Below are 25,988 nucleotides of genomic sequence, written 5' to 3' on the forward strand. Positions count from 1 at the left end.
CTCAACCCATGAGATTTCATTTACTTATCCCCAGACGGTGATGCCGTCGGCGTGATGTTCTGATTAAGTCGGAACAGATTCCCGGCGTCGTACTCTTCTTTCAGCGTGACCAGTCGGTCGAAGTTCTCTCGGCCGGCCGCCGACCGCACTAATTCTTCGCCTTCCTCGCCGAAACCGGGAAAGTTCAAGTACAGACTGCCGTCGGAGAAGCGATGCATGTCTGCCCAGTGCTCGCGCGTCCACGCAACGATTTCCTCGGTGTCCGCAGGGTCTTCCCACGTCGAATCCAGACTCAGCATATACTTCATACTCCGGTCCCCGTAGGCAGTCTCAGTTGCGTCCATTCGATCCATTTCGCCGCCCTGATGCCAGATCGGAATGAGGATTCGTGGGTCGGGACGATCCTTGGCAATCGTGACGACAGCATCGATGATCTCGTCATCGAGGCGGTCAAGATTAATCGACTTCCAGTAGTGACACAGTTCGCCCTCGGGAAAGAACAGATCGAACATCCTCTGAACCTGCGTGTACGGCGCGGCGACGCTCAGATCCAGAAGTGGCTCGGCGAGTTCGCGCAGCGGCTGGAGCACGCGCCGTCCTTCTTTGACGGGGCCACAGTGCATGGCGGCGACGGTGACGATGGGCTCACCGTGCGTCTCGTCGGGGAAATCGGGAACAGCAGGAACAGACCAGAAAATCACCTCTGAGGAAACCTCCTCCGGGGTGTCGGCCATGAAGTCACGCCACGAAACCAGTACCTCATGGGCCGTCTTGAGCGGGTACATCGTCGCAGCGAACATCACTTCGGGGCCGACCGGATGGAGTCGATACTCGAAACTGGTGACGACCCCGAAGTTGCCACCCCCACCACGAATTCCCCAGAACAGCTCGGAGTTCTGGGTCTCGCTCGCGGTGAGGAACTCGCCGTCGGCGGTCACGATGTCCGCTGAGACGAGGTTGTCGATGGATAGCCCGTACTTCCGCCGGAGCCACCCCATCCCGCCGTTGAGGGTCAACCCCGCAATGCCGGTTATCGACACGACCCCACCGGGCGTCGCCAGCCCGAAGACCTGCGTCTCCCTGTCGAGCTCGCCCCATGTTACGCCCCCTTCGGCTCGAACGGTCCCGGCGTCGAGGTCAACGTGAACACCTTTCATCCGGGAAAGGTCGATCACCAACCCGCCGTCACAGACAGCTGTCCCGGCAACGTTGTGGCCACCGCCGCGGACGGCAACCAGCAGATCGTTCTCCCGTGCGAAGTCAACGGCATCGATGACGTCCGCCACGCCGGTACACCGGGCGATGAGGGCCGGATATTTGTCGATCACTCGGTTCCAGACGGCGCGTGCCTCGTCGTACTCGCCGTCGCCCGGGCGAATCACATCGCCTTGAAACCCTTCGACGAAAGCGTCCACGGCGGCGTCGGAGAGTAGCGTTCCTGACCACTCCACGATAGACCCGTTCTCGACGCTGAGGACTTCGAGGCCCGAGAACGTGACCGCTCCGTCCTCGCGGTCTGGATCACGGCCCAGGAAGTGACTCTCTGGGGTGGCGTTCCCGGACACCTGAATCGCTATCGTTCCGTTTGCGACGGTGATGTCGTCTATTGTCAGCTCCAGTTCAGCTGCGGCATCCGTGTGGCGCGTGACGTACCGTTCGTACGCGTCAGGGCCGGTTCCAGCGGTGGGTTCCGATGGGTCGTTGATGACGCTGTCGTCGGCATACAGGTCGTCAATTCGGTCATGGTCGCTCTCGTTCCAGCCCGCATCAATTAGGGTACGACCGAGTGTTTCGTGGTCGGTCGGTGTGGCCGTGTCTCGGTGAGACATGATTGAGGCTACGGCTAGGGGAAATATGTAATCAACTAGTGATATTTTCGGCCGACTGAGACCGTCTCACCCCCTGAGACAGACCTATTGTAGTGGACGGTGAATTCATGAGCATGAAGACGGCCGAGTCCGAGAAAACCGACCGGCTGATCGACCTGCTCCGGCGCTCGGCGCTGCTTGAGGAACTCCAGCAGGAGGCACTCGACCGAGGCGAGCTTCAAGACCGGCTGGGCGTATCGAGGGCTACCTGCCACCGGCATACACGCACACTCGACGAATTCGGCGTTATCGAGCGAGTTGATGGTCGCTTCCAGCTTACCGATGCAGGGCGACTCCTCACGGACGCGCTCACCACGTTCAAACGAGATGCTGGGTCGGCACTCCGGCTTGCACCCGTCTTGGACGCAGTGAAGGATGCACCAGTCGATATCGACGCTGAGGCGTTCGCTGACGCCACCGTGACGAGCGCCGAACGTGGCGATCCCTACAGCCCGGTGGCACGGTTCGTCACCCTTGTGCAAGAGACGGAGACGCTCCATGGGTTCGACGTAGACGGAATCGCCCCGCTCTACATGGAGGAGATCAAGGACCGCATCGTCAGTGGAATGGAAACGGAGGATCTCGTCCTACCCGAAGCCGCCAAGAACACCCTCGACGAGTACCCGGAAAAGTGCATGGAAGCGTGCATGAGCGGTTATCTCACGATCCAGCTGCACGACGATCTCCCGTTTAGCCTCGCTGTGTTCGACGATCGCATCGGGATAGGAGTTTGTGAGCCGAACGCCAGGCAGCTTCGCGTCTTCGTAGATACAGGTTCACGGGAAGTGCGAGAATGGGCCGAGGCCGTCTATGAGGTGTATGAATCCGAAGCATTCCTGATGGAGGAGTTTACGCAGCAGGGGTTCTATGAGGCCATGGAGCGAGGAGGGCTGGAGCTTACGATGTGAACTGAGGCACGTGCTCGGCTTTGTCGAACGACGTAATCCCTCTCACGCTTTCGGCTTGTCAAGAGATTCTTTAGAGATTGATCCAGGTTTCTGCATACAGCCTCTGTATGCAGCACGCTCTTCTTGACAGATGCTCTGTAGTTCAGTCAGGGTCTGCTGAATACAGGGCGCATATCGGTCACTGCCACAGCACAGGTTCGGCTGCTACTGAATTGACCGCGGCGGTTCATGACTGATGAAGCCGATAGGAACGAGGACGTGGTCGAGAAAGCCGATACTGGGCTCTACGAGTGTCGGAATCTCCGAGACGAAGCTGAAGAATGATCAAGTACCAACGAGATATTCTAAGAGATAGTGTAGAGTCAGTCTGGGGAGTCAAGCATGCTCGCAGTCAATACTTCGGCCTACTGATCGAGCTCGAACTACTAGTCTCCGTAAAGATAGAGCAGGTGAGCAGGGAACGTGCTCAGTACGTAGTGTGAATGTATCGCGGCTTCCTCTCCGTGAACTCGTCAGTCGCCGTGCTGCATAGAGAGGGATGCTCCCCCAACAAAAGCATAGATGACGCCGAACGAGGCGTATATGAGATCGCTCCGAAGAAGGCCCCAGATCACTTGCACCACTCCGAGAGCAGCGAGAATAGAAGATAGAGGAGGTGATGAATTGCCCACTCGGCGAATGCAACGGCCAAGTAGACGTGGATACGGTCGCGATTGTTCCAACTCATCCCGCTAGACTGGTCGTTGACTACGCCGAATGCAGCCGTGAGTGCCAGTACCGCGTAGGCTGCTGGATAGACGAATGTCACGAGGTAGGCGACTGGGAGAACAATCGCGTCTAAGACCATGCCAAATATTGAATTGAACACGTTCGGTGCGACAACGCTCATCGCGACTGCACCGTAGCCTCCGAACAAACAGGCGATGGCCAGCGGTCGTCCAAGGGGCGCTACTCGACTGTGAACCTGAAGCTCCACACCAGTCAGACCGCTGGCTCGCATAGATTTACACCCCTGCAGTGCGGGCGAGACGGCCGTGTTTTCGGGCAGCAGTCAACTGAAGCACTGCTCGTCCACTCATACTTACACCAATCGAATCATGGCACATCTCCGTGACAATCAGGCAGCGGATTGAACCACTCTATATCATAAATTTTGTTATATAATCTGATAGACTTTATAGAATCGAGGAGAAAGCCCACGACTTCAGTCGTGGGAGAAGTCACGGAGTGGTATCTAGACGTCAGTGCCGCGAAAGCAGTCATTGCCACCAACACCACCATCTGCCGAACACAGCCCCATTCCGTCGATCACGGGGTGAGGGCCGGCGGCACTGGGCGGGTACGACACGTGCTGGCACCCAGCCGTGTCAGGGCCGTCTCACGAAAGATTCGTTCCGGCTCTCCCTCCTCGTCCCACTCTTCACAGGGGTTGCTACTCCCAGTGGCTTTGGTACTCGAAGTCTGCTGAGTGGCTATCGAAGCGATCGAGACGGAATCTCTCCATCGGGAACGTGGGTTCTTCGCCAGTGACCAGCGTCCGGACAGCGCGCCCGGTCACAGGCGAAAGCATCACGCCACGCCCGTGAAGACCGGTAACGGCGACGAGTCCGTCCGGCGCTGTGTCAGGGGTATCGATGATCGGTAGGCCGTCCGGTGAGGCACAGTCAGCAGTCGGACAACAGTCCTCGCGACGAATCCGACCATCAGCGACCCCAGCGAGCAGGGGTGCGACGTCCGTTTTCACGCGGTCACGGAACGACTCCTGGACGCCCATCGGCGTGGCTTCGGGGTCCGCGAGCAGGTGTTCGTTCCCACCGATGAGAACATCCCCCCGATTGGTTGGCCGCCAGTACACGCGCATCGTCGGCTCCGACCCCAATGGACAGCCATTCGGGAGCGGTGTGTCGGGTTCGATGACCACGGCGTTCCAGCGGAGCGGACGCACCGGCAATTCAACGTAGTCGGCGAGAAGATCGCGTGTCTTCCAGCCAGTTGCGTACACGACGTAATCGGCGTCGATCGGCCCGTACTCCGTTTCGACGCCCGTCACCTCACCGTCAGCGACCCTAAGGTCTTGCACTTCGTGGTCGCGGAAAACAGCTGCTCCCGCCTGTTCTGCAGCCCACTTCAGCGTCATCGCGTAGTCAAGTGCGTCGAGATAGCCCGTCCTCTCGTAGACAAGGCCACCGCCATAGGCTGCAAGGTCGCCGAACGACTCTGGGTATTGCTGTTCGAGTTCTGATTGTGTGAGAAAGGTTCCACCGTCGGGCGCTTGCCTCGTGTACTGGTCGGCATCCGCCTCGGGGACGAGCCGAACCGTTTCGCGCTCCGTGAACGAGAAGACGCCCTGGCCGTCAAGCTCGCGGAACTGCTCGAGAGCGAACGCCGCCCACTCATCTGGAAACGGTTCGAGCGCGAGCGAAATCATCCCCGACGCACGTGACGTCGTGTCTGCAGCGACACCACCTTTATCGAGCACGATTACCTCGTGGTCTGCAGCGAGTTCGCGCGCAATCGCAAGCCCCGAAACACCTGCGCCAACTACCACAACCCGGTCGGTGCTTGTTGACATTACTAGCGTCTTGCGTAGAGAGGTCAAAACACTGTGGGTGACTCCAAACGTCGCCGAGAGAAGCTCGATAGTCGATGCATCGATCAGGTCGTAAGCACGACTACCGCTATCGGCCCTGTTGAATCCCTCAGAGTGTGATAGGAGTGGCGTGCTGAATAGAGAGGCTATACTCATCGCGCAATCTTCCACCTCGTGAATCGCCTCGGGGTCACGCCCCGAGGCTTCCTGCTTCGATGACGCGCTTTGCAGACACCGTAGTGGTGTCCGTCGGGAGCGCAGTCTCCACAGGCGTCTCTTCGGGCCATCCCAGCCCTAGTTCAGAAAAGCCTGCAGGACATTCATCGCCGCATTCGCATCTCTATCCGTTTCGAACCCACACGCTGGGCAAGAGTGTTCCCGAACCCAGATAGGCTTCGTCGTCTCCACACCACACTTCGCACACTCCTTCGTCGTCCCCTCGGGTTCGACCTGCTTGACGTGACAACCGTACAGGTCGGCCTTGTATTCGAGGAGTTGGATGAACTGTCGCCACGCCGCATCCTGCTTGTTCCGAGCGTTGTGCGACTGTTCGAGCATCCCCTTCACGTCCAAGTCCTCGACGAATACGGCGTCGTACTCACGGACGAGCCACGTCGATATTTTGTGCTGGTAGTCCAGCACCTTCCGCCGGATGTGACGCTTCACCTTCGCCACTTCCCGGCGTTGCTTCTCGTAGTTGCTCGACCCTTTCTCCTTCCGTGAGAGTTTGCGTTGCTCGCGGCGAAGCCGGTTGTACTCGTCTTCGAGGTCGAGCCAATCCACGGTCGTACCGTCCGACGTGTGGATGTAGTTCAGGATGCCGAGGTCAATCCCAACGCTGTTGCTCGCATCAAGCGAGTCCACATCGGGCTTCTCGGGGAGGTCAGCGTCGTCTGTTTCCAGTCCGAAGGAGACGAACCAGTCGCCGGTTGTCTCTTTCTTGATGGTGACTTCTTTGATGTCGGCTTCGTCTGGGATGTCGTGGTGGTAGCGGATTTTGATGTCGCCGATTTTTGAGAGCCAGAGGGTCGCGTGTCGGCCACTCGTGTTTTTGAGCTCGAAGCCAGACTGCGAGTACGTCATACTCTGGAACTCCCTCGGTGACTTCCACGTGAGTTTCCCAACCTTGTTCCCGTTCTCTTTCTGGTCTTTCAGGTTCGAAAGATTCTGATAGAACCGTGAGACGGTTCGTTGCAGAGCCTTCGAGTTGACCTCTGAGAAGACGGGATAGTCGTCTTTCCAGTCGGGGAGTCGGTAGTGGTGTTTGTACGCGGAACCGATGTCATCGGCATCCACGTTCTCGTACTCGTACAGCATGTAGTTGTACGCTTGGCGATGAACGTCGATATGGTATTCCAGTTCACCAGCTACCTATTGTGTCGGATATGCGGGGTAGCGGTGACTGTAATCCATCGCCGTCTCTTGATTAGTGATGTATTCACTTAATGGTTTGTGTCACGAGTTGTCGGCTTCAACCCCGGGGTCAAGCCCCGGGGCATTCGCCTTGACCGCCTGTAAACAAACGGCGCTCACCTGTCTGTCTGGTGGTGAGCCGTCGCCGTCCAGGAAACCAATGAGGATTATTTGGATGGTTGCTTACTGGAATTTAATTGAAGGTGAATCGTCCCCAGACGGATGTCGACCACAGACCGGCATTGCCCTATAAAGAGTTTTACGAGACAAGAATAGGGCTTACCCTTGATGGTCAATTCATATCGGTGTGAATGGCGGGGGAAGGTCATCACGAACCCGGCGAAGATACGCTTTCGACCACCGAACTCCATGATGTCCTGATAAGCGAAGATCGGCGGCGAGTGCTACACTTCTTCCTAGAGCGAGACAAGCGTATGGCGACAGCGGATGAACTCGCGAATTACTTGGCCGCCCCAGACGGTGGATTCGAGGAGTCCGAGCAGGCGAAGGTGGCTCTCCACCATGCTCACCTACCCAAACTGGCCGATACAGGAATCATTGAATACGATCCTCAATCCAACAGAACCCGATACCGCGGACACAAAAAATTGGAAGCACTGCTCTCATTTGCGTCAGAGGCATAGGGAAACGATTCACTCCTCGTCTTACTGCTCTGACCGGACTGCGACAGCCACCTCTTGGCCTCCAGCGGACAGGAGCACTCACAGCAGGTATACTCAGAAATTGGAGGCCGACGAAACCAACACACTGCGGAGGACTTTCTCAGTACCAAGACGGACTCGGCTCGAGACCGCCTGGCGCGTGATACCGAGTTGATCCGCGAGTTCATCGAGTGTGACCTCGCTCGGCGTAGCGAAGTACCCCCGATTGAGCGCGAGGACGAGCGCTTCGCGCTGTTCCGGTGTGAGGCCGAACCATTTTCTTGAGCTGCTTGAGTGAAAGCATGATTCGTATCCTTTCACTGGCGTGCTCGTCCCTACTCGTCACTGCCGTTCACCATATCTTGATACTGTCGTAGCGTGTACATCGAGTATGTGTGGACGCACCGCTCTCTTTATTGAGCAGCAAAATCTCGAGGATCGCTTTGAAGCGAAATTCGTCGCTGATGGCGGCTATACCCCGCGTTACAACATCGCTCCTGGTGAACCATTAGAAGTTATCACGAACGAGGCGACCGACGAGATCGACCAGTACCACTGGGGATTGATCCCGTTCTGGACTGACGAACCAGAAGAAGGCATCATCAACGCCCGCTCAGAAACCGCCAGCGAGAAGCGCGTCTTTGCGGACGCCTGGGAGTCCCGTCCGTGTCTCGTCCTCTCGTCGGGATTCTACGAATGGCAGGAACAGAACGGCGGGCCGAAGCGGCCATATCGTGTGTATCGCGAAGACAACTCAGCGTTCGCGATGGCCGGGCTCTGGGACATCTGGGAGAATGACGACGAACAAATTTTGTGTGTGACCATCTTGACGACCGAGCCTACCGAGATGATGACGCCGATCCATGATCGTATGCCGGTCGTGCTTCCAACGGACGTTGAGGAGCAATGGCTCTCTGCTGGCCCAGACGAGCGTAAAGCTCTGTGTCAGCCGTACCCTGACGACGATTTAGCAGCGTACGAAATCTCAACACGAGTTAACAACCCGAGTAACGACGATCCGTCGGTGATTGAACCACTGGACCACGAACAATCTGGGCTCGGCGAATTCAGTTCAGGGTAACCCTCAGATTGACTTCCTCCACGCCGTAAACGGCGTGGAATCCGGACACCGAATTTCGGTCGTGCGACCTTCGAGGTTCCAACCCGCACTCGGAGGGAACCAGCGACACGCTGGAGAAGGTCTCTAAACTACTTTCGCTGTTTTCCAAAATTCCTTGTTGCTAGTTACCAATGTACAAGGTATGGAGTACTTCGTCACGGGCGCGACCGGCCTCATTGGCACCCACGTGGTGAAACAACTCGTAGACGATGGCCATGATGTCGTCGCGTTGACGCGCTCATCCTCGAATGCAACTCACCTCCCAGATGAAGTTTCGGTGGTCGAGGGAGACATCACGGACAAGGCGAGTCTGCGCGAACCCATGACCAACGTCGATGGGGTGTTCCATATCGCCGCGTGGTTCTACGTCGGCCCCGGCCCACGCCACGTCGAAACAGCCGAACGCGTCAACGTTGAGGGGACGCGCAATGTTCTTGAACTAATCGATGAACTCGACATCCCCAAGGGCGTCTATACCAGCACAGTTGGCGTCTATCCGGGCACCAGTGGGACCACACTTGATGAGTCTGTCACCCCTGAATGTCCGACGTTCACGGTCTACTTCCGCACGAAGTGGCAGGCACACTACGAGGTTGCGAAACCCATGATGGACGAGAGCCTTCCGCTGGTTATCGTCCAACCCGGCGCAGTCTATGGGTCACACGACAAACTCTATGGGTCGACACGAGGCGCATTTCGGGATTACCTGACGGGCGACCTCCCCTTTGTTCCCCGCAACTGGACACTCCCTTTCGATTACGTTGAGGATGCGGCCCGAGCACATATCCGAGCGATGGAAGACGGCGTACCCGGTGAAGAATACATCATTGCGAGCGAGCCGCGAACGCTGGTCGAAGTACTCGACCAGGCTGAAGAAATTACGGGGATTCCGGCACCCCGAGCTGTCCCAGACGTGGTGCTCAGTGGATTAGCCCGTATCATGCGGGTCGCCGAACGATTCGCTACTCCGCCAGAGGGCTTGGAAGCCGAGGCGCTGGAATTTTTCGCCGGAAAACAATACAAGGTCGATAACACGAAGGCCACACGCGAGCTTGGCATCGAACACCGGCCCTTAGAAGAGGGGCTCCGCGAGTATCTTGCATGGGAGTTAGACCAACTCGACATGGACGCACAGATGAGCAAACGAACGGAGCAAGAAGCGACTACGGACAAGGCAGTTTGAGCTCCCCACCGCTGAAGCAGTGGGGAGTTCAGGTTTGCGTTCACCACGTACTGCCGGTTCTTCTGGCCCAAACTCCAGCCGCCGACGTGGAACGCTCCCTCGTACACGCTGGTCTGCTGGGGATACTGCTCGACGTACGATCCGCTCTGGAGTACTCTCGCCGACGCTGTCGCCGTCTTCGACGTCGGTGCGACGTACCTCGCCTATCGCGCTCGTCGTACGCGACACACGCGCTGGCGACGTTCGGGGGCCTCGCGTTCCCACTCGGTGTGCCCGCCCTACTCGATGCATATCGACGGCACGTCTGACCCACGTGGGTCGATGAGACGGAGCACCACGTTCCAAAGACGCTGACCGACTGAACGAGAGAGAATGAGAGCGTCAGTCGGCGGTGTGAGCGTGCTCGCCGTGTTCCTTATCTTCAATCGAGTCCGAACGGTGAAGCCAGTAGAGGAACAGGAAGAATCCCGTTGCGAGGACGTTCAGGACCATCTTGTAGTTCATCTCGATCTTCACCTCTGCAATCTGGACGCTCGACGGGTCTGGGATGACCCCCGCTCCGAGGAAGAGGAAATGAATGACGACGCCAGTGAGAACCGCCGAGGCGAAGATCATCCCCGAGAGGATGGCTGCGAACTTGGTGCCGTAGTACTCGTGGTAGGCGTCCATGATGGGCGGGACGATGAGGTCGGCGTAGATGTACGAGAGCACCGACCCGAACGGCAGGCCGTTCGCGTAGAGGACCGCTCCGAACGGGACGTTCCCGACCGAGCAGACGAACGTCGCGACGCCGATGACCGCGCCGAGCACCGCCGTCCAGAAGACGTACACCGGCAAGCCGAACGTCGGCCCCGAGAACACGGACGTCCAGACCTGTTCGGGGATGAAGCCAGCGATGAGACCGGCGAAGATGAAGCCGATGGCGATCTCGTCCCAGAGCATCCCCCACTCCTTCCACTGCTTGTCGGCCAGCGCCTTCCACCCCGACAGCGACGTCGCCTGCTCGCGTATCGTCGTGTTGGCCTCCTCGGGGTCGAAGCTGTCCTTACAGGATTGCGAGCAGAAGTAGTAGGTCTGGCCCTCGTGTTCGGTGGAGTAGTCGGCCTCCTCGGGGTTGACCTCCATTCCGCAGACAGGATCCTGGACGGTCGGGGAGCCCTCTTCACGGACGTTCTCTCGAGCCTGTTCGATGACGTCATCGGGCGTGAGGTAGACGAACCCGAACGCCATCAGCCCGATGAGCATGAACCCACCGACGATGTCCGCGACGAGGAACTGCCAGCCCAGCAGGATGTAGATCACGATTCCGATTTCGATGACGAGATTCGTCGACGCGAACATGAACGCGCCGATGGTCGCGGCTGCCGATCCGCCCTTTTTGAAGAGGTTCTTCGCGGTCGCGATGGCACTGTACGAGCACGACGACGACACGAACCCGAACAGCGACCCGTAGCCAATCTCGCGCAGTCCGTGACCGTCAAGCAGGTCCGCGACCTGCTCGTTGGAGGTCCAGGCTTCCACACCGCCGGCGATCGCGAAGCCGAGGACCAGCGCCCACCACGTTATCCACGCCATTGACGCGGTCGTCGTCACGAACTGGCGCGTACTTTCGACGAAGAACGGCCATAAGGGCTTCGATGTCGTGACAACACCGAGTGCAATCGTCGCGAGCGCGATGACCGCGAGGATTGCGTATTCCTTTTTCTCCATATCCACACTTGGGGGCTCTGGGTCTTACGGAGTTTCGGCTAACATACCATGGGTGAGCCGGCGTCGATATTTTTCATTTCTAACGCTCCTGTGCTGTGTTATATAGAGTCGAGGCGACTGCCCCCGTCTGAAGACGGGGGCTGAAGCCGACACGATGAGGTACGATCCACCGTGCGGTAGACGTCGAGAGTTCCGTCCCGAATCAGTAAGCTCGGCCCTCCCGTATTGGGAGGTTCCGGCGTTCCCCGGTTATGGCACGGGGTCTTCGACCCCAACGGACGCTTCGCGTCCACAGCCCGCCGGGTAAAAAGCCGAAGACCCACGCCACCACGTCCCGTCCGTCTGGTCGGACGCGAATGGTGGTACCCAGTCGGCTGCATACCCGACCGTGGAGGGGTGGACGGTATTCCGTTCCGTCGAAGCGCCCGGCACGCCAGGGTGGGAAGGCCCGTTTGACCGGGGTGGACGCGCTGGAAAGCACATCCGGGATTGTAACCGGACGGCGACCGATGAACGCCCCACGCGAAAGCGCACTTGAGGGCCGAGGAAACACGCAACTGTACACTCCCCATCGGGGAATCCACGGTGTTCACGCCGTGGAGGAGGTCAATTTCGGGTTGATTCACACTGAGCTTCCGTATCCCTCAGTGCCAAGCGGCTAAATTACGAACTCAACCCAGTCGGCAGTGACGAATTTGCGGCGACATCCTTCGCAGAGATGTATTTCGAAGACTTGGCCCGTAGAAAGATGAACATGGTACTGTTCGACTAGGTGCTCCTCTTCCCCGCAGTTGCTGCACGTCACGAGTTGATCGCCCTGTCGGATGCAGGAACTACAACCACCATCGATATAACTCTCAGGTGTACCGTTCACAGTACACATCTGGTGGATACGGTCTGTTACCTCCTACCCTGATCATCTTGAACTACTGAATATATCTTATGGGCCGTGTTTAGACGCTGTAGAGAACGACTCACTCCGGTGAACTAACTGACCTCTAAGTCAGACCCGAATAGTGTGCCCTCTCGTCTCTCGCGCTTCACAGATCGCCTCGTAACACTGGCGAAACGCGCTGTCTCTGGCGATCCTTCATCAGCGGTCAAGAAGGGCGACGGCGGCTACGCTGATTGAGTAATCGTTGTAATCCACGGCCTCCGCGAATACCTTGACCTTCCGTATCGACGGCTCCTCGATGTTCTTGACGAGATGCACGGGATCGTCGAGAAAATGAATCTTGAACCGAGCGAGCTGCCGGACTTCACGACCGTATGCTCACGGAAGCAGCAGCTCAAGATGGTGGTCTGACGAACGCTCCTGCGACTCTTCACTGATCTCCACGATACCGGAGACGTGCAGGCTATCGATGCAATCGTCTTTGACCGCTATTCGGCCAGCCGTCACTACGCAAATCGGACAAACTACACCTTCAAATTAGTCAAGACGACAGCGTTGGTAGATCTTCTATCTTTCTTCGAGGAGAGAATCCCGCCGTTTACGGCGGGAGTGAATCCGACAACCCCTACACAGACACCGCCGATGGCAGGCCGGATATTCAACGCCAATCCACACCATTAAGTCGGTTTGTATACATAGACTATGTATGGCGATTCAGGTCACTCGCACCTATGTTGCTTCCATTCGGAACCAGCAACAGGTCAAGAGTGACTTGGACTCGCTCGGGTTTGCCGCCTCGAAACTCTGGAACATCGCACGCTGGACGTGTGACCGTATCTGGAGCGAAACAGGGACAATCCCCGAGGATGGCCCGCTCAAGGCATACTTGAAGACCCACGAACGCTACGCCGACCTCAATTCTCAGTCGAGTCAGCGAGTCATCGAAGAACTCGCTGAAGCGTTCCGTGGTTGGTACGCCAAGCGCCGAAACGGGGACGACCGCGCAAACCCACCGAAGTACCGCAAACACAACGGCGACCACCCACGCTCTACGGTCACGTTCAAAGAAGACGGGTTCAAACACGACGCCCACAACAACCGTATCCGCCTCTCCAAAGGCCGAAACCTCAAAGACCACTGGTCGGACTTCATCCTCTGCGAAATCGAAACCCGGCCAGACGTTGTTGTCGAGAACGTTCGCCAAGCCAGAGCCGTCTGGAACGGTGACGAATGGGAACTTCACATCGTGTGCAAACACGAAATCGAGGCCGAGTCTCCCGGCGACGAAACCGTCGGAATCGACCTCGGCATCAAGAACTTCGCCGCCGTCTCGTATTCCACGGGCGACCACGAGTTGTATCCGGGGAACGCTCTCAAGACTGACGAACGGTACTTCGCCAAGGAGCTAGCGAAGTGCAACTCCTCTCGGTCGAACAAGGCACTCAGGCTTCGACGGAAGCGTTCCGAGCGCCGATCGCACTACATGCACGCCGTCACCAGACACATCGTCACAGAGTGCGTCGAACGAGGTGTCAGAACGATTGCTGTCGGCAACCTCGAAGGCATACGTGAAAACGACGAAACTGGCGAGGCCCGGAACTGGGGAGACCGTGGCAACGAAGGCTTGCACGGGTGGGCGTTCGACCGCTTCACCAACATCCTCACGTACAAAGCGAAAGCCGAAGGCATCGCCGTGGTCACGGTGAGCGAGCGAGACACGTCGAAGACGTGTTCGTGTTGTGAGCAGAAGCGAGATGCCAACCGAGTGGAGCGTGGCTTGTACGTCTGTCGAGGGTGTGACGCCGTGATGAACGCCGACTCGAATGGCGCGGAGAACATTCAGTGTCGGTTAGACCAAGCAGAAAAGGTAACTCTGAATCCTCGGTCTTCCGAGGATAGGAGTAGCGGGCGTGTGGCACGTCCAGTGGTCAACCTGTTCCGTCGTGGAGAACACGACCCGAATTGTGGACAGGGGACGTTCGCTGAACAGGCGAGCATCTGCAAACCGTAAATATCCCAACGCAGAACGGGAAGCCCCGCCGTTCACGGCGGGGAGGATGTCACCAACTCGAAAACGAGCTCTGGAACAGGATACCCTCAAGGTTCAGTTTCGGTATCATGGCTGTCGGTCACCGTGCAAGCAGACGGTCAGATAGACGTGCAGCGTTCAATACCGAACTATAACTAAATATCTTTCTCACAGCCTTCACAGCCTTCTCTACAGTAAGAGTGAAACTACTGCACCCTCAGCCGTCTTGAACTACGTATCGAGTGTCGGGAACGACTCTAGGATTACTTTGAGAAGACTATATTCGGCACGGACACCGATTTTCAGCGAACGATTCGAACAGTCGGGGGCGCTGAGCTTCACTCGTCAATCCTCGGATCTGGAGACTTTCGCGGTGGTAGTTGGCTTAATTTCCAGAAACGGGTTGCGGGGAGAGTCCGAACGTTCATGCTGGTTGCTCACTAAGGACGTACGTCTTACCGATTCAACCCAAGGAGGGGAACAACCATGTTAAGGAGCAAAACCAGAAGAACGAGGGCCGGAATCTCACGGGTTGAGAGGCCTGCACTGAACAAATTGTTGCTACAAATCCGCAGACAGACAGGGGAACGGAGCAACCATCTCGCCCACTTAACAGGGGGGCCTGCTATTGTCCTCGGGAGTGTTGAGGCATGATTGGCGTTCTCAAGTCGATGGCAACGACGATGAAGCATGCATTAGATGGGAATACATTCACAGTTGAATATCCTGATGTGGCGCCTGAAGTGAGTCCGCGGTTCCGTGGAGTGCATAAATTTAGCCAGGAGCGCTGTATCTGGTGTCGTCAGTGTGAGAACGTCTGTCCGAATGACACGATTCAGATCGTGATGGATGACCAGCGCAACGGCGAGCAGTACAACCTCCACATCGGACAGTGCATCTACTGCCGACTGTGCGAGGAGGTCTGTCCCGTCGACGCCATTCTGCTCACCCAGAACTTCGAGTTCACGGGCGACACTCGCGACGAACTGGTGTACAATAAAGAACAGCTGAAGAACGTACCGTGGTACAAGGACATCGACCCGCTCGAATCGCGAGAACCCGACCGCGGTGCGTGGATCGGAGAGGGTGAGGGAGAAGTCGACTATCAGTAATAGCCTGGACCTTAGACCGCCACTGACATTCAACTGTTGGGTGGTTATGAGTGGTTCCCCGAGATGCTGCCTCTATTGGCGTGACAAGGTGAATTAGGTTGCTATTCGACTGCTAATATTGGGGAAAGCGAGAATATCTCTCCGAAGCTCAACCGCTAACAGAAACTGCAGCGTGGTTGGACCGCGAACTGACCGAGTGGACCGACGCAGTCCTGACGCAACTTTCACGTCTCTGCACGAAGTAAGCAGCTATGTTGAACCTCAAGCGGCGATCGTTTCAGACGTTGTGCTGAGTGAAGGGCACATGTCCAGCAGTGAGCTCGCAAATATGTTTGCGTTCAGGGACTCGAATCGATCGGGGGACCGGTACTCAATCGGCGGTCGAACCTTGTCCACCACTCGAACTCCCGCTGGCGCTGCCATCCATCTCGGCGGGATTGTCCATCCCCTCCTTGATCCCGGCGGTGATGAGCACGACGTTAACCGGATAGGCGGCAAAGAATCCGATAGTCAGCGAGAACAGCAGTGCCGTCCAGAACAGCGGCGTTGTCCAGCCAGCATCACCGGCGAGCAGGAGGTCGGTGCCGATGGCGACGATCTCCATGATGGTGATGCTGGGTGTCTCGCTCCAGATAGCATCCCACGTCGCTTCTTTGAAGCCGACGCCCTCCTGCATTAGCGGGCCGACGGTGAGGGCGAACCCTCCAATGAACGCTAGTGTGAACGTCGTTGCGACGACCCAGAGCGTCGAGAAGCTGAGGATGATAGTCGTGGCGGTGATACCGATGACCTCGCCGATCCCACACCCAGAGTAGCAGTGCGAGGTCGAGCGGAATCCCTGCTTCCACAGCGAGTCACTCTGAAGTTGCGTTCGCCCCGTGTACCAGTAGACAGTGAGTCCGAACGGCCCTGAATAGGAGACGACGAGCGACCAGACGAACTTCATTAGCGACGGAATGTTCTGGTTGCGCTTCTCGAGGTCCCACCAGAGCACACCGAGTGAGAGAAGGTTGACGGTGAGCCAGATTCCCAGCGTCCACCAACTAGCGAGAATCGGCTCGATGACTGACCGCGCAGGGGCGAGCGCATGCTCGACCTGTCTGGCCCAGTGGACTGCCCACTCAGGAACGGGCGAGCTGGCCAGCGCTATCAGCGCTGATTCAGGCATATCTCTACAAAGGGTCCAAGCACCTTTCCAGGTTCTGGCTTGTAGACCAGAGGGAGAGAGGAGCGCAGTCTTGGTTTCCAAGCCCGATACTCACGAGTAGTCAGTTTCAGACGTTCATATTCATCTTGATCCGGCCGGCCTCGGTGAGTGGGAAAACGCCAACAACTCAACGCCCACGCCGACCGAGAGCTGACAGCAGCGCAATTTAATTGCGCAGCTAACTCGTAGCGTCGTTAGCGAAAGGAACGGGCTGTTGCTCCGCGTCTAAACAACGTCCTCTTCGACGTAACTGGCGCACGAACGTACACGGCCGACATCGCTCGCGAGCACTTCCCTGAGTACCCCGTCAAATCGATCGACTGGGAAGTTTCCGAGCGGACCTAGCGACAGGCTGGCGTCACCGAATACGATCCAGAATACCTATGCCTGTCTTCAGATATCTCCTCTGAAAACCGACGGGCATCCCGGAAGCCTACTCGAGCGAGTGAGCGGTGCCGTAGCCGTCGAACTCTCCGCGCCGAATTTCGGCCTCAATCTCACGTCGGGTACTGCGATCTGTTTGCACTACGTGACAGAGGGGGTGACCGGGAAAGGCGATGGGGTTTTCAAGGAACCCGACGATCAGCCCCGTCACCGGTGAAGTCACTGTTCGCGTCTCCCGTTTGAAGTGGTCTGAAATCGTGCAGATCGGATCGCCTTCGTAGACGAATGGAAAGGGTCCCCACTCCATGTCGACCAACCCTCCGACGTCGGCTCGAATCCATCGCTTCTCGTCTTTCGCGTCGATGACGCGATACCAGCCTGGCCAGTCGACCGGCGTGTGTGGGAGCAGACCATATTCGGCGAGGACACTCTCGACGCCGTTGAGAGCCTTCGCAATGAGCAGTGGCTGGAATCGATGGGCTTTGCCCAGTTCAACCGTGATCGTGGGAATGCCGTCGTTCGTCGCAACCGTGCGAAGCATGCCGTCACTTCCCGTCGAAGAGATGATGACGTTCGTCCCAAAGGCAAACGCGAGTCGTTCAATCTCCTGGTTGTTCATCGCACCGCGAACGTGAAACAGGGTTGTTCGGTGCCGCGTTGACGTGTGAAAGTCAATTCCGACATCGCACTGGCTGATGAACTGTTGATAGATTTCGTCAGCCATTCGCGACGCGGTAGTCCCTCGCCGTCGTCCGGGAAATGCACGGTTGAGATCCTGATCGTAGACGGGAATGTATCGCTGTTGGGCGACGAACCCTGGCACGTTCAGCACATGGAGACAGACGATTGTGCCATGTATCTCCGTCGGATCGTACTCCGCCGCGACTTCCTGGAGAACTTTTACACCATTCAATTCGTCACCATGGACAGCGGCACTAAGGAAGATTCGGGGGCCTGGGTGGGATCCGTTGATGATCGTTATCGGGAATTCAATCGGGTTACCAAGATACGTCTTGCCAATCGAATGCTGCAGATGATGTTTTTCGCCCGGCGGTACCTCGTCCCCGTCAGCGTAGCAAAACGGCTCAGCACATTGCTCGTCACCGGTCACGTTAATTCACCTCTCCATACGATGACGCCGTCCAGCGTAGTGTAGATTGTCCTGAAATACTCTGGGTTCAGTCGTAGATTTCACTCCTTGCATCTAGCGAGTATGTCAGGTAATAGTTAATTGATGCGCACGTTTCCGTTCGAATTTCGATTGGGAGGGATGATTCACAACGAGAGGTGCGAATTTCGAGTCTGCGTCTGGACTGACTAACGCCGGAGCTTATCGTGTCGCCGCGCGTCACGTCTACATATGGCAGATGTGGCAGTTATTGGTGGGGGGCCGGCCGGACTCAGTGCAGCGTTATTCACCTCGAAGAACGAGCTTGAGACGATCCTCTTCGACACCGACGAGACGTGGGTGCATAGTGCCTATCTCCTCAACTATCCCGGCGTCAAGCAAATGAGCGGTGATGCGTTTGTAGACGTAGCCCGCGAGCAGGTCAATGATCATGGAGCCGACCGTCATCAGGGAGAGGAAGTCACCGATATCGATCATGCCAACGGCAAGTTTGCCGTGGAAACTGCTCAGGAGACGTACGAGGTCCGCTATGTCGTCCTCGCGACGGGGCAATCCCGCGACTTAGCGGAGGAAATCGGCTGTGAATTCGCCGACGATGGCACAGTAGCAGTGAATAACGACGGACGGACGTCTGTTGACCGAGCGTACGCTGTTGGCTGGATAGCGCGGAAAGACATGATTCAGGTCGCTATCTCGGTCGGGATGGGCGCGGCGGCGGCGCTTGATATCCTGAGCACCGAACGGGGGAAGCCATTCCACGATTTCGATACGCCGGCCGCTATCAAGTAATTCCCCGTTCTAGGGGGCGGGGCTTTCTCCTCGCATTTCTGTAACGGCATTTCCGCCAAACAGAATGAGAAGCGGTAATATCTGCGCTTCGTGATAGCTTACCTGGAGACCGTGTGAGCGCTCGAATCTCCTGACCGGCGATAAGTGCTTGTCCGGTCACCCGTTGGCCCGTCCCACCCGTCGTACCAACGATAGCCAGTTTCATCGACGGACTCCGACAAACGCCTTGGAGAGCCACATGACGATGTACGTCAAGACGAGGGTCGCGACCACCGTCTCGACCGGCTAGTGTGGTCGTCGGGCGATCGTTATAGTATCGAAAAGGAACGAGGTGGAGCAGCGAACGACGTCAATACTCGGCGGCGACGTCGTCGAGCACGCGGTCGAATCGGTCGCGAACATCTCCGGCGATACCGTCCAGGTCTGGGTTGTCGACGACGCCGAGCAGCGTCTGGGGGTCGACGGCACTGACGACCACGTCGCCGTCGTCGTCCTCATAGATTACGACGTTACACGGCAGAAGCGTACCGAGGTCGCGTTCGGCATCTAGCCCCTGCTCCGCCAGCGGTGGGTTGCATGCGCCGAGGATACGATACTCCGGATACCCTTCGAGACCGAGTTTCTCCTTGAGCTTTGCCTGTAGATTGATATCGCTCAGGACGCCAAATCCTTCCTCCTCCAGCGCTTCGGTAGTTGAATCTACGATATCTTGAAACGGTCCGTCGACGCGGCGAGTCATGGTGTAGTCCATCGCTACTCCCAGGTTCATCCGCAATCAGTATAGTGTTTAAGGCACAATCATGACTTCGTTGTCCTGCCATTATTGAAGTGGTGATACGGATGCAATACGTCGAGACGGCGTTCTCAAAGGACGAGAATGAGCGTAGCAATATAATCCAGTAGCCGTCGTAGTAGTAGATAGAAGGGTGAACTCTCCATGACTCCTGTACAACACCTGAAAACGCGAATCGTGACGCTGGCCGCTACCGCGACGACGCTCGTCGCCACCGCGACCGGAACGGTCCTCGCCGACCCGACCGGCGGCGGCCACATGTGGGGTGGCGGCCACATGTGGGGCGACGGCTGGATGGCCGGATCCGGATGGATGGGACTCTGGGGAGTCCTCTGGATGGTTCTCCTCATCGCGATCCCACTGGCGCTCATCTATCTCATGGTGAACCGTCGAGAGCCCAGACAGCGGACCGATCCCGCAGTGGCGACGCTTCGAGAACGGTACGCCCGTGGCGAGATCGACGACGAGGAGTTCGAAACGCTCCGGGCAAAACTTTCCCGCCGTAGCGACACCGGCGTTAATTAGAGCACCTCTCAATGCGGAAAGCAGCGTCTTCTGGTTATTTCAGGTTGGTTTGGCTCTTATCGACAGCGCTGCGACCCGGCTCACCTGTAACGGTCTAATCACAATCATCGGTGTGCACGTGGGACAACGCGAAGCACCACTCGGGATTCACTGACGCCAAACCACTCGTATCCGTCACGACGCTTCGTTTGGCCACCCATACTGTATGCACAGCGCGCATCAACCTGATGCGCCACGTAAACAGCGGCATCACTTGTTCTCCAAACCAGTACCTCTGAGGGAATTACATTCGACGTAGTGTTCCTTCATCGAGAACCTCTTGCGTTCAGGCGTTGCTTTTCAGTTGAGCTCAGTCTAGCAATGTTGATCGTGTTGTGAAGTACGCTTAGATGACAGAAGACAGAAGCAGAGATATAATATTTAGTCCGCTGGTTGCGCTTCTCGAGAGGCAGACACACCGGGAAGGCTCGGGAAGTCGAGATCGACGCGGCGGAGGAACTGTGCGTTGATCGCGACAATCACCGTACTGAGCGACATGAGCAAGGCTCCGACTGCAGGCGAGAGAAGGATTCCGATCGGAGCAAGGATACCCGCTGCGAGCGGCAGCGCGAAGATGTTGTATCCTGCGGCCCATGCAAGATTCTCCTGCATCTTCCGGTAACTCGCCTTGCTCAGTTTCACGAGGCGGACGACGTCCATGGGGTTGTTCTGGACGAGGATGATGTCTGCCGACTGGACTGCGACGTCCGTCCCGCTCCCGATGGCGATGCCAACGTCGGCCCGGGTCAGCGCAGGGGCGTCGTTGACACCGTCGCCAACCATCGCCACGAGCTTGCCCTGATCTTGGAGTTCAGTCACTTTCTTGTCTTTGTCCTCGGGCAATACCTCAGCGAAGACAGTGTCGATGCCGAGATCGTCAGCGACGGCGTGAGCAACGTCCTCACTATCGCCAGTTAGCATCGCCACCTCGATGTCGAGGTCGTGGAGCGCATCGACGACTTGGTAGCTCTCCTCCCGGATGACGTCAGCGAGTGCGAACGCAGCGACGGGAGTTCCATCGCGTAAGAGGTAGATGGCTGTTTGGGCATTCGCACCCGCCTGTTCCGCGAACGCCGTCAGCTCTGGCGGGACATCCGTGTCAAGATACGACAGGAGGTTCGGGCCGCCGACGTGAATCGTGTCACCGTCGACGGTCGCACGTACTCCACGGCCCTTGAGCGCCTCGAAATCAGTAGAGGCGGGCGCAGCTATGTTCCGCTCGTTCGCGGCCTCACGTACTGCCTGTGCAATCATGTGTTCCGAATCACCCTCGACGGCGGTGGCGAGCGCAAGCGCCTCCTCCTCGTCGATGTCTTCGACAGTCTCCACGTCGACGATGCCCTGTTCGCCCTTCGTGAGCGTCCCTGTTTTGTCGAAGATAATCGTATCTAGTTCCCGGGCCTGTTCCATCGCGATTCGATCCCGAATCAGCATACCGTTCTGTGCGGCCAGCGACGTGTTGATCGCGACGACGAGCGGGATAGCAAGTCCGAGTGCGTGCGGACAGGCGATTACGAGTACGGTCACAACCCGCTCGATGACCGTGGCGTTGAACGAGACGGCGATAGTCCACGCGATGCCGGTCACGATAGCTACCGCCAGCGCGATGTAGAACAGCCACCCTGCCGCGCGGTCGGCAAGTTGTTGTGTCCGAGACTCACTCTCCTGGGCCTCCTCGACGAGACGCATGATACCTGCCAGCGTCGTTTCGTCGCCTGTCGCAGCAATTCGCACCCGGAGGCTCCCATCACCGTTGATGGTCCCACCGATGACCTCGTCGCCAGGGTCCTTCGACACCGGCCGGGACTCGCCAGTAATCATCGACTCATTCACGTCCGAGTCGCCCTCCTCAACGACGCCGTCGGCAGGTACGCTGGCCCCCGGGCGGACGAGTACAAGGTCGCCTTCCCCCAGTTCGTTCACCGGGATCTCCTCAGTCTCACCGTCTTCGGTGATGCGCTCGGCGGTGTCGGGGAGGAGCTTGGCCAGTTCGTCGAGAGCGCTAGAGGCCCTGCGGACCGAGCGCATCTCGATCCAGTGGCCCAGCAGCATGATGTCGATCAGCGTTACGAGCTCCCAGAAGAACGTTGACGCCGTCGGGAAGACGACGCTCGCGAGGCTGTAGACGAACGCGACGGTGATGGCCATCGAAATGAGTGTCATCATGCCCGGTGCGCGGTCCTTGAGTTCTGGAGTCGCCATTCGAAGGAATGGCACCCCACCGTATGCGAAGACGATTATCGCGAAGATGGGATTGATCCACTCGCTGCCGGGGAATGCCGGGACCGAGAACCCGAGCCACTCTTGGAGCGTCTCGCTATAGAGGAGGACCGGAATGGAGAGGAGCGTGGAGACGAAGAAGCGCCGCCGGAACATCTGTTCGTGTCCCTCGTGCATGCCGCTCTCGCCGTGGCCGTCATGGCCATTTGCATGCTCTTCGTGGTCTCCGTGCGTCCCACTGGATTCGTAGTGCTCGTCGACCTCTCGTTCAGCCTTGTCAGCGTCTTCAGCCTCGTCCTCGAGCGTTGATTGTTCTACACGTGGTTCCTCACGTTCGTCAACAGATGAACCGTAGTCGTTCTTGCTGTCTTCGTGTCCGTCGTGATTAGAATGCTGACCAGACCGGTTTCTGTCGTCGGATTCGTCGCTGTGATCGTCCATATGCCATCCTCGTCATCAATAGTATGATCCCTCGGGGGAAAGAGTGTGTGGCCCAGCGTTAGGTCAGTCACGTACCAGACCGGAGATTACAACAGCAAGCCAAGTCGACTTCATATGTCTCTACAGGTGGGCCAGTGACACGCATCAGATTTGACCAGTCCAAGCATCGTTCGTCGGCGTTTCTCTAGTTCCGAGAGCAGTCGTGAATTCCTCGTCGGAGTTCGTCGGGATATTAGCGTCGCGAATCACCTTGAGCGCTGGCGGCGGTGAAATTTGTAGTGATTGTACGGAGAACAAGCACGTAGATGGAACTATCGTTGGGTCTGGAAATTGACTCGTCAGTGTCGTCCGTGATGGTGCTTCCCGCGACGATGGCACTTATGGCGGTGATGGGGAGTCTGTTTCCTCGGCTCCTGCTCGGCGCGTTCGGTCTCGTTCGCCGCTTCGGATTCAGCGTCAGCTCGGGTTTCGACGTCGGCGATTGTCTCGTTCTCCAGTAACGTCTCTAATCGGCGTTCAAACTCTGCATCACCGATTTCGCCGACGGCATACTGCTGTTTGAGCGTGTCTAAGGCCGCTTCCTTATCAGTCGAAGCATCCGGGTTCGATCTGTGATTTCCGGTCTGACTTTCTGATTCGCGGTCTGTGAGAACCCACGCCACGCCGGCCACGAGGAGAAGCATCAGGGGGAGCCAGTACCAGGCGATGGTCGGGGATGCAACGAGAAGGCCACCACCAAACACTACCAGACCAACGAGCCAGGCACCTCTTCCAGCAACCGGTATTGTTCTCTTCATACAATACAGTTGGAACCCCACTATCAAAAGGGCCACGGTACTCTCAGACGCATGTTGGAATCATACCTGTGACTCACGGAACAGAATGATACGTATTCGTGCCGTTCGACCCCAAAAACGGAGAGTTGCATCTCAGTCTCGGCGACCATTTCGTACACGAGCCTCATCTCGTACACTGCTTTGTCGGTCCGAATTTTTAGCTGCTATTGCAAAACCACAAAAGTACGTACCGGCTCCTCGGTATCGTTTCGATAGCGGAGGATCGTCAATACACACGCTTCCAGTAGAACGGATAACCCTTGACGGCGACGGCTCGCATGAGCGCAGGTCCTCGACCAAAATGAACCATCCCATTTACCGAGAGGAGAGCGTTTCTCTCGCCGAGGTACACGACTCTCGGATGCCACCGGACGTCGCGTTCAACTAAGCGTTGGCCGCGAAGTCCTCGAAGAACGTTATTTGCAGCTGTTCTGGCCTCGAGCCCGGCAGAGTAGCCGTCCTTCACCTTTCCGGGGTAATCGACGACGTCACCCGCGGCGTACACGTCGTCGACATCGAGACAACGCAGATGCGAATCGACGCATAGCCCACGTTCGTTTCGTTGAAGCCCGAAGCTCTCGATTACCGGATTCGGTCGCACTCCTCCTGCCCAGACAGTCAGATCGCTCATTTCGAGGCCGTCACCGCCCAATACGACACCGTTTTCAGTCACCTCGGTTACTCGCGTCTCGGTCTTGAAACCGACTCCTTGCTGGTGTAACTCTCGTTCGGCGATTCTACTCGCACGTGGCGGGAAATCGGGAAGCAGACGGTGACTGGACGTAACCATCGTGACTTCAGTATCATCAAGGGATGAGAGCGTCGCAGCCGTCTCAACGCCGACCGGCCCTCCGCCGACGACAACCACGTCACAGACGTCGGGAGAGTTCACCGCGCTTCGTATTTCTCGGACGTTGGTCCGGATGTCGAAGACGTGCCCGCGGTCGTCGATGTCGTAGTTCGTCACGCCGCCAACGGTAATCAAGAGCGTATCGAAGTGCAACGACCCACTCCGAAGGTCGATTCGATTCTCGGTCGCAGCTAGGCCCTCGACCAGCCCCTGAACGAAGGTGACGTCCTTCTTTCGGAATGTGCTTGGAAGATCAAGACACGCACGGCTGAACGGCGTTCCTGCTATCACGTCGTAGAGAAGAAATGAGAACACGTGGTACTCGCGTTCAGAGACGAGGAGTACATCGGTCTCGTCTGCTCGCTCTAAGTACGCCGCAGCAATCAATCCTGCTTCGCCACCGCCTATGATGACTGTTCGCTCCATGTTGACAGCTGAACAGTTTCAGAGTTTCGGGACCGCTGTGAAGAGCAGGACGAATGCATTCACGGTCAGCAGTACCAGCACGACCCACTGGAAGATCCGCTCGGGAATGTGGTCGAAGATGTACACGCCGCCCCAGGCACCGAGAAACACCATCGGGATTGCGATTGCAGCCTCGATCATTAGTGGCGTCGTCACCGCCCCTGTGTATGTGAGACTCCCCAGCCGATACAGCATGAGCGTCCCGAAGAAGGCGGTGAACGTTGCCTTCATTTCTTCGTCGCTCCAGAAGCCGCTGGCCGACATGAACGCCCCGTAAACGATCATCGGCGGGCCGGGAACGGCAACAGCACCGCCGAAAATCCCCGCAAGGAGACCAGCCGTCGCGCCGATAATCTTTCCCGGTCGGTAGTCTCGCGCTTCGATCCAGTCCGTGACGACGTCGAGTTGCTGGGTCGCACCGACAATGATGACCGCTAACACGAGGACGGCCCCGATGGCGACGCGCATCTGTGCCTTGTTGAACTGGCTGAACACGTAGATTCCCAGTGGCATCCCGACGACGAGTCCGCCGACAGGAACGATCCACTTGCGCCAGTCGAACGCGTCCCGGACGCTCCACCAGACGCGGGCGTTGCTCACCACCGCCGTCGCCGTGAAGATGATCGACGCACTCGAGGGGGACCGAAACAGTGGCATCAGGCCCATCGATACCTGAGCGAAGCCGAAACCAGCAATACCGTGAATGACGGACGCGACGAGGATGACGACCGCAGACAGCCCTGTCGTTACCCAGTTACTCGTCATCGATACCGCCTCCATTGCCACGGTAGAGTACGCATCTGTCTGGCCAATACTATGC

The 25,988-nt window shown here is 57.5% G+C and carries 20 protein-coding genes and 2 pseudogenes; 9 read left to right on the forward strand and 13 right to left on the reverse strand.

From position 1 onward, the window contains the following. Positions 1 to 20: 20 nt before the first annotated feature. Positions 21 to 1,829 carry an FAD-binding protein gene (locus ACRYA2_RS14050; RefSeq protein WP_433629210.1) on the reverse strand — a complete coding sequence of 603 codons (1,809 nt, stop codon included), beginning with the start codon at positions 1,827 to 1,829 and terminating at the stop codon, positions 21 to 23. Between the two features lie 107 nt (positions 1,830 to 1,936). Between ACRYA2_RS14050 and ACRYA2_RS14055 the strand changes: the two genes are divergently transcribed. After that, positions 1,937 to 2,776, forward strand: a complete 840-nt coding sequence (locus ACRYA2_RS14055) for a helix-turn-helix transcriptional regulator (RefSeq protein ID WP_433629213.1) — start codon at positions 1,937 to 1,939, stop codon at positions 2,774 to 2,776. Positions 2,777 to 3,386: 610 nt separating this feature from the next. Here ACRYA2_RS14055 and ACRYA2_RS14060 read toward each other — a convergent pair. From ACRYA2_RS14060 to ACRYA2_RS14070, 3 genes and pseudogenes are all read right to left on the reverse strand, one after another. After that, positions 3,387 to 3,776, reverse strand: coding sequence for a hypothetical protein (locus tag ACRYA2_RS14060; RefSeq protein WP_433629215.1), 390 nt, complete (start codon positions 3,774 to 3,776; stop codon positions 3,387 to 3,389). Between the two features lie 432 nt (positions 3,777 to 4,208). Continuing rightward, positions 4,209 to 5,522 carry an NAD(P)/FAD-dependent oxidoreductase gene (locus tag ACRYA2_RS14065; protein WP_433629218.1) on the reverse strand — a complete coding sequence of 438 codons (1,314 nt, stop codon included), beginning with the start codon at positions 5,520 to 5,522 and terminating at the stop codon, positions 4,209 to 4,211. A gap of 34 nt (positions 5,523 to 5,556) precedes the next feature. Further along, positions 5,557 to 6,725: pseudogene (locus tag ACRYA2_RS14070) on the reverse strand (RNA-guided endonuclease InsQ/TnpB family protein). 365 nt (positions 6,726 to 7,090) lie between these two features. On the opposite strand from ACRYA2_RS14070, the gene ACRYA2_RS14075 reads away from it, so the two are divergent. After that, positions 7,091 to 7,423 carry a DUF7344 domain-containing protein gene (locus tag ACRYA2_RS14075; protein WP_433629220.1) on the forward strand — a complete coding sequence of 111 codons (333 nt, stop codon included), beginning with the start codon at positions 7,091 to 7,093 and terminating at the stop codon, positions 7,421 to 7,423. Positions 7,424 to 7,516: 93 nt separating this feature from the next. Here ACRYA2_RS14075 and ACRYA2_RS14080 read toward each other — a convergent pair whose 3' ends face one another. Further along, positions 7,517 to 7,762 (reverse strand): helix-turn-helix domain-containing protein, encoded by a 246-nt coding sequence (locus tag ACRYA2_RS14080; RefSeq protein WP_433629222.1) that lies wholly within the window; start codon positions 7,760 to 7,762, stop codon positions 7,517 to 7,519. Between the two features lie 70 nt (positions 7,763 to 7,832). Between ACRYA2_RS14080 and ACRYA2_RS14085 the strand changes: the two genes are divergently transcribed. Further along, complete coding sequence (locus tag ACRYA2_RS14085) at positions 7,833 to 8,522, forward strand: SOS response-associated peptidase (RefSeq protein WP_433629225.1); 690 nt, start codon at positions 7,833 to 7,835, stop codon at positions 8,520 to 8,522. A 181-nt stretch (positions 8,523 to 8,703) separates the two neighbouring features. Continuing rightward, positions 8,704 to 9,744 carry an NAD-dependent epimerase/dehydratase family protein gene (locus ACRYA2_RS14090; protein ID WP_433629228.1) on the forward strand — a complete coding sequence of 347 codons (1,041 nt, stop codon included), beginning with the start codon at positions 8,704 to 8,706 and terminating at the stop codon, positions 9,742 to 9,744. A 381-nt stretch (positions 9,745 to 10,125) separates the two neighbouring features. Here ACRYA2_RS14090 and ACRYA2_RS14095 read toward each other — a convergent pair whose 3' ends face one another. Continuing rightward, positions 10,126 to 11,454 (reverse strand): permease, encoded by a 1,329-nt coding sequence (locus ACRYA2_RS14095; protein ID WP_433629231.1) that lies wholly within the window; start codon positions 11,452 to 11,454, stop codon positions 10,126 to 10,128. Between the two features lie 1,018 nt (positions 11,455 to 12,472). Between ACRYA2_RS14095 and ACRYA2_RS14100 the strand changes: the two are divergent. From ACRYA2_RS14100 to ACRYA2_RS14110, 3 genes and pseudogenes are all read left to right on the forward strand, one after another. Then, positions 12,473 to 12,913, forward strand: a pseudogene (locus ACRYA2_RS14100) (transposase); the annotation flags it as partial. Between the two features lie 142 nt (positions 12,914 to 13,055). After that, positions 13,056 to 14,360 (forward strand): RNA-guided endonuclease InsQ/TnpB family protein, encoded by a 1,305-nt coding sequence (locus tag ACRYA2_RS14105; protein ID WP_433629234.1) that lies wholly within the window; start codon positions 13,056 to 13,058, stop codon positions 14,358 to 14,360. 668 nt (positions 14,361 to 15,028) lie between these two features. Beyond that, positions 15,029 to 15,490 carry a NuoI/complex I 23 kDa subunit family protein gene (locus ACRYA2_RS14110; RefSeq protein ID WP_433629236.1) on the forward strand — a complete coding sequence of 154 codons (462 nt, stop codon included), beginning with the start codon at positions 15,029 to 15,031 and terminating at the stop codon, positions 15,488 to 15,490. 370 nt (positions 15,491 to 15,860) lie between these two features. On the opposite strand, the gene ACRYA2_RS14115 is transcribed toward ACRYA2_RS14110, so the two are convergent. Together ACRYA2_RS14115 and ACRYA2_RS14120 are read right to left on the reverse strand one after the other, a co-directional pair. Continuing rightward, the gene (locus ACRYA2_RS14115) at positions 15,861 to 16,658 is read right to left on the reverse strand and encodes a DUF4396 domain-containing protein (protein ID WP_433629239.1); all 798 of its coding nucleotides are present in this window, start codon (positions 16,656 to 16,658) and stop codon (positions 15,861 to 15,863) included. Positions 16,659 to 17,130: 472 nt separating this feature from the next. Continuing rightward, positions 17,131 to 18,192: a succinylglutamate desuccinylase/aspartoacylase family protein gene (locus ACRYA2_RS14120; protein WP_433629242.1), complete on the reverse strand. Its 1,062-nt coding sequence runs from the start codon at positions 18,190 to 18,192 to the stop codon at positions 17,131 to 17,133. A 249-nt stretch (positions 18,193 to 18,441) separates the two neighbouring features. Between ACRYA2_RS14120 and ACRYA2_RS14125 the strand changes: the two genes are divergently transcribed. Then, positions 18,442 to 18,999, forward strand: a complete 558-nt coding sequence (locus ACRYA2_RS14125; protein ID WP_433629244.1) for an FAD-dependent oxidoreductase — start codon at positions 18,442 to 18,444, stop codon at positions 18,997 to 18,999. A gap of 349 nt (positions 19,000 to 19,348) precedes the next feature. Here the strand turns inward: ACRYA2_RS14125 and ACRYA2_RS14130 are convergent, their stop codons facing one another. Then, positions 19,349 to 19,750, reverse strand: coding sequence for a DUF302 domain-containing protein (locus ACRYA2_RS14130; protein ID WP_433629692.1), 402 nt, complete (start codon positions 19,748 to 19,750; stop codon positions 19,349 to 19,351). Positions 19,751 to 19,936: 186 nt separating this feature from the next. Here ACRYA2_RS14130 and ACRYA2_RS14135 point away from each other — a divergent pair, with 186 nt between their 5' ends. Continuing rightward, on the forward strand, positions 19,937 to 20,317 hold the full coding sequence (locus ACRYA2_RS14135) for an SHOCT domain-containing protein (protein ID WP_433629247.1): 381 nt from the start codon (positions 19,937 to 19,939) through the stop codon (positions 20,315 to 20,317). A gap of 420 nt (positions 20,318 to 20,737) precedes the next feature. On the opposite strand, the gene ACRYA2_RS14140 is transcribed toward ACRYA2_RS14135, so the two are convergent. From ACRYA2_RS14140 to ACRYA2_RS14155, 4 genes are all read right to left on the reverse strand, one after another. Then, positions 20,738 to 23,017 (reverse strand): copper-translocating P-type ATPase, encoded by a 2,280-nt coding sequence (locus ACRYA2_RS14140; protein ID WP_433629249.1) that lies wholly within the window; start codon positions 23,015 to 23,017, stop codon positions 20,738 to 20,740. Positions 23,018 to 23,355: 338 nt separating this feature from the next. After that, positions 23,356 to 23,814: an SHOCT domain-containing protein gene (locus tag ACRYA2_RS14145; RefSeq protein WP_433629252.1), complete on the reverse strand. Its 459-nt coding sequence runs from the start codon at positions 23,812 to 23,814 to the stop codon at positions 23,356 to 23,358. 265 nt (positions 23,815 to 24,079) lie between these two features. Then, on the reverse strand, positions 24,080 to 25,129 hold the full coding sequence (locus tag ACRYA2_RS14150; protein ID WP_433629255.1) for an NAD(P)/FAD-dependent oxidoreductase: 1,050 nt from the start codon (positions 25,127 to 25,129) through the stop codon (positions 24,080 to 24,082). 18 nt (positions 25,130 to 25,147) lie between these two features. Then, a complete protein-coding gene (locus ACRYA2_RS14155; protein WP_433629258.1) occupies positions 25,148 to 25,933 on the reverse strand; it encodes a sulfite exporter TauE/SafE family protein in 786 nt (261 codons plus the stop codon). Positions 25,934 to 25,988 lie beyond the last annotated feature (55 nt).

The organism is Halomicrococcus pelagicus (assembly GCF_050954125.1).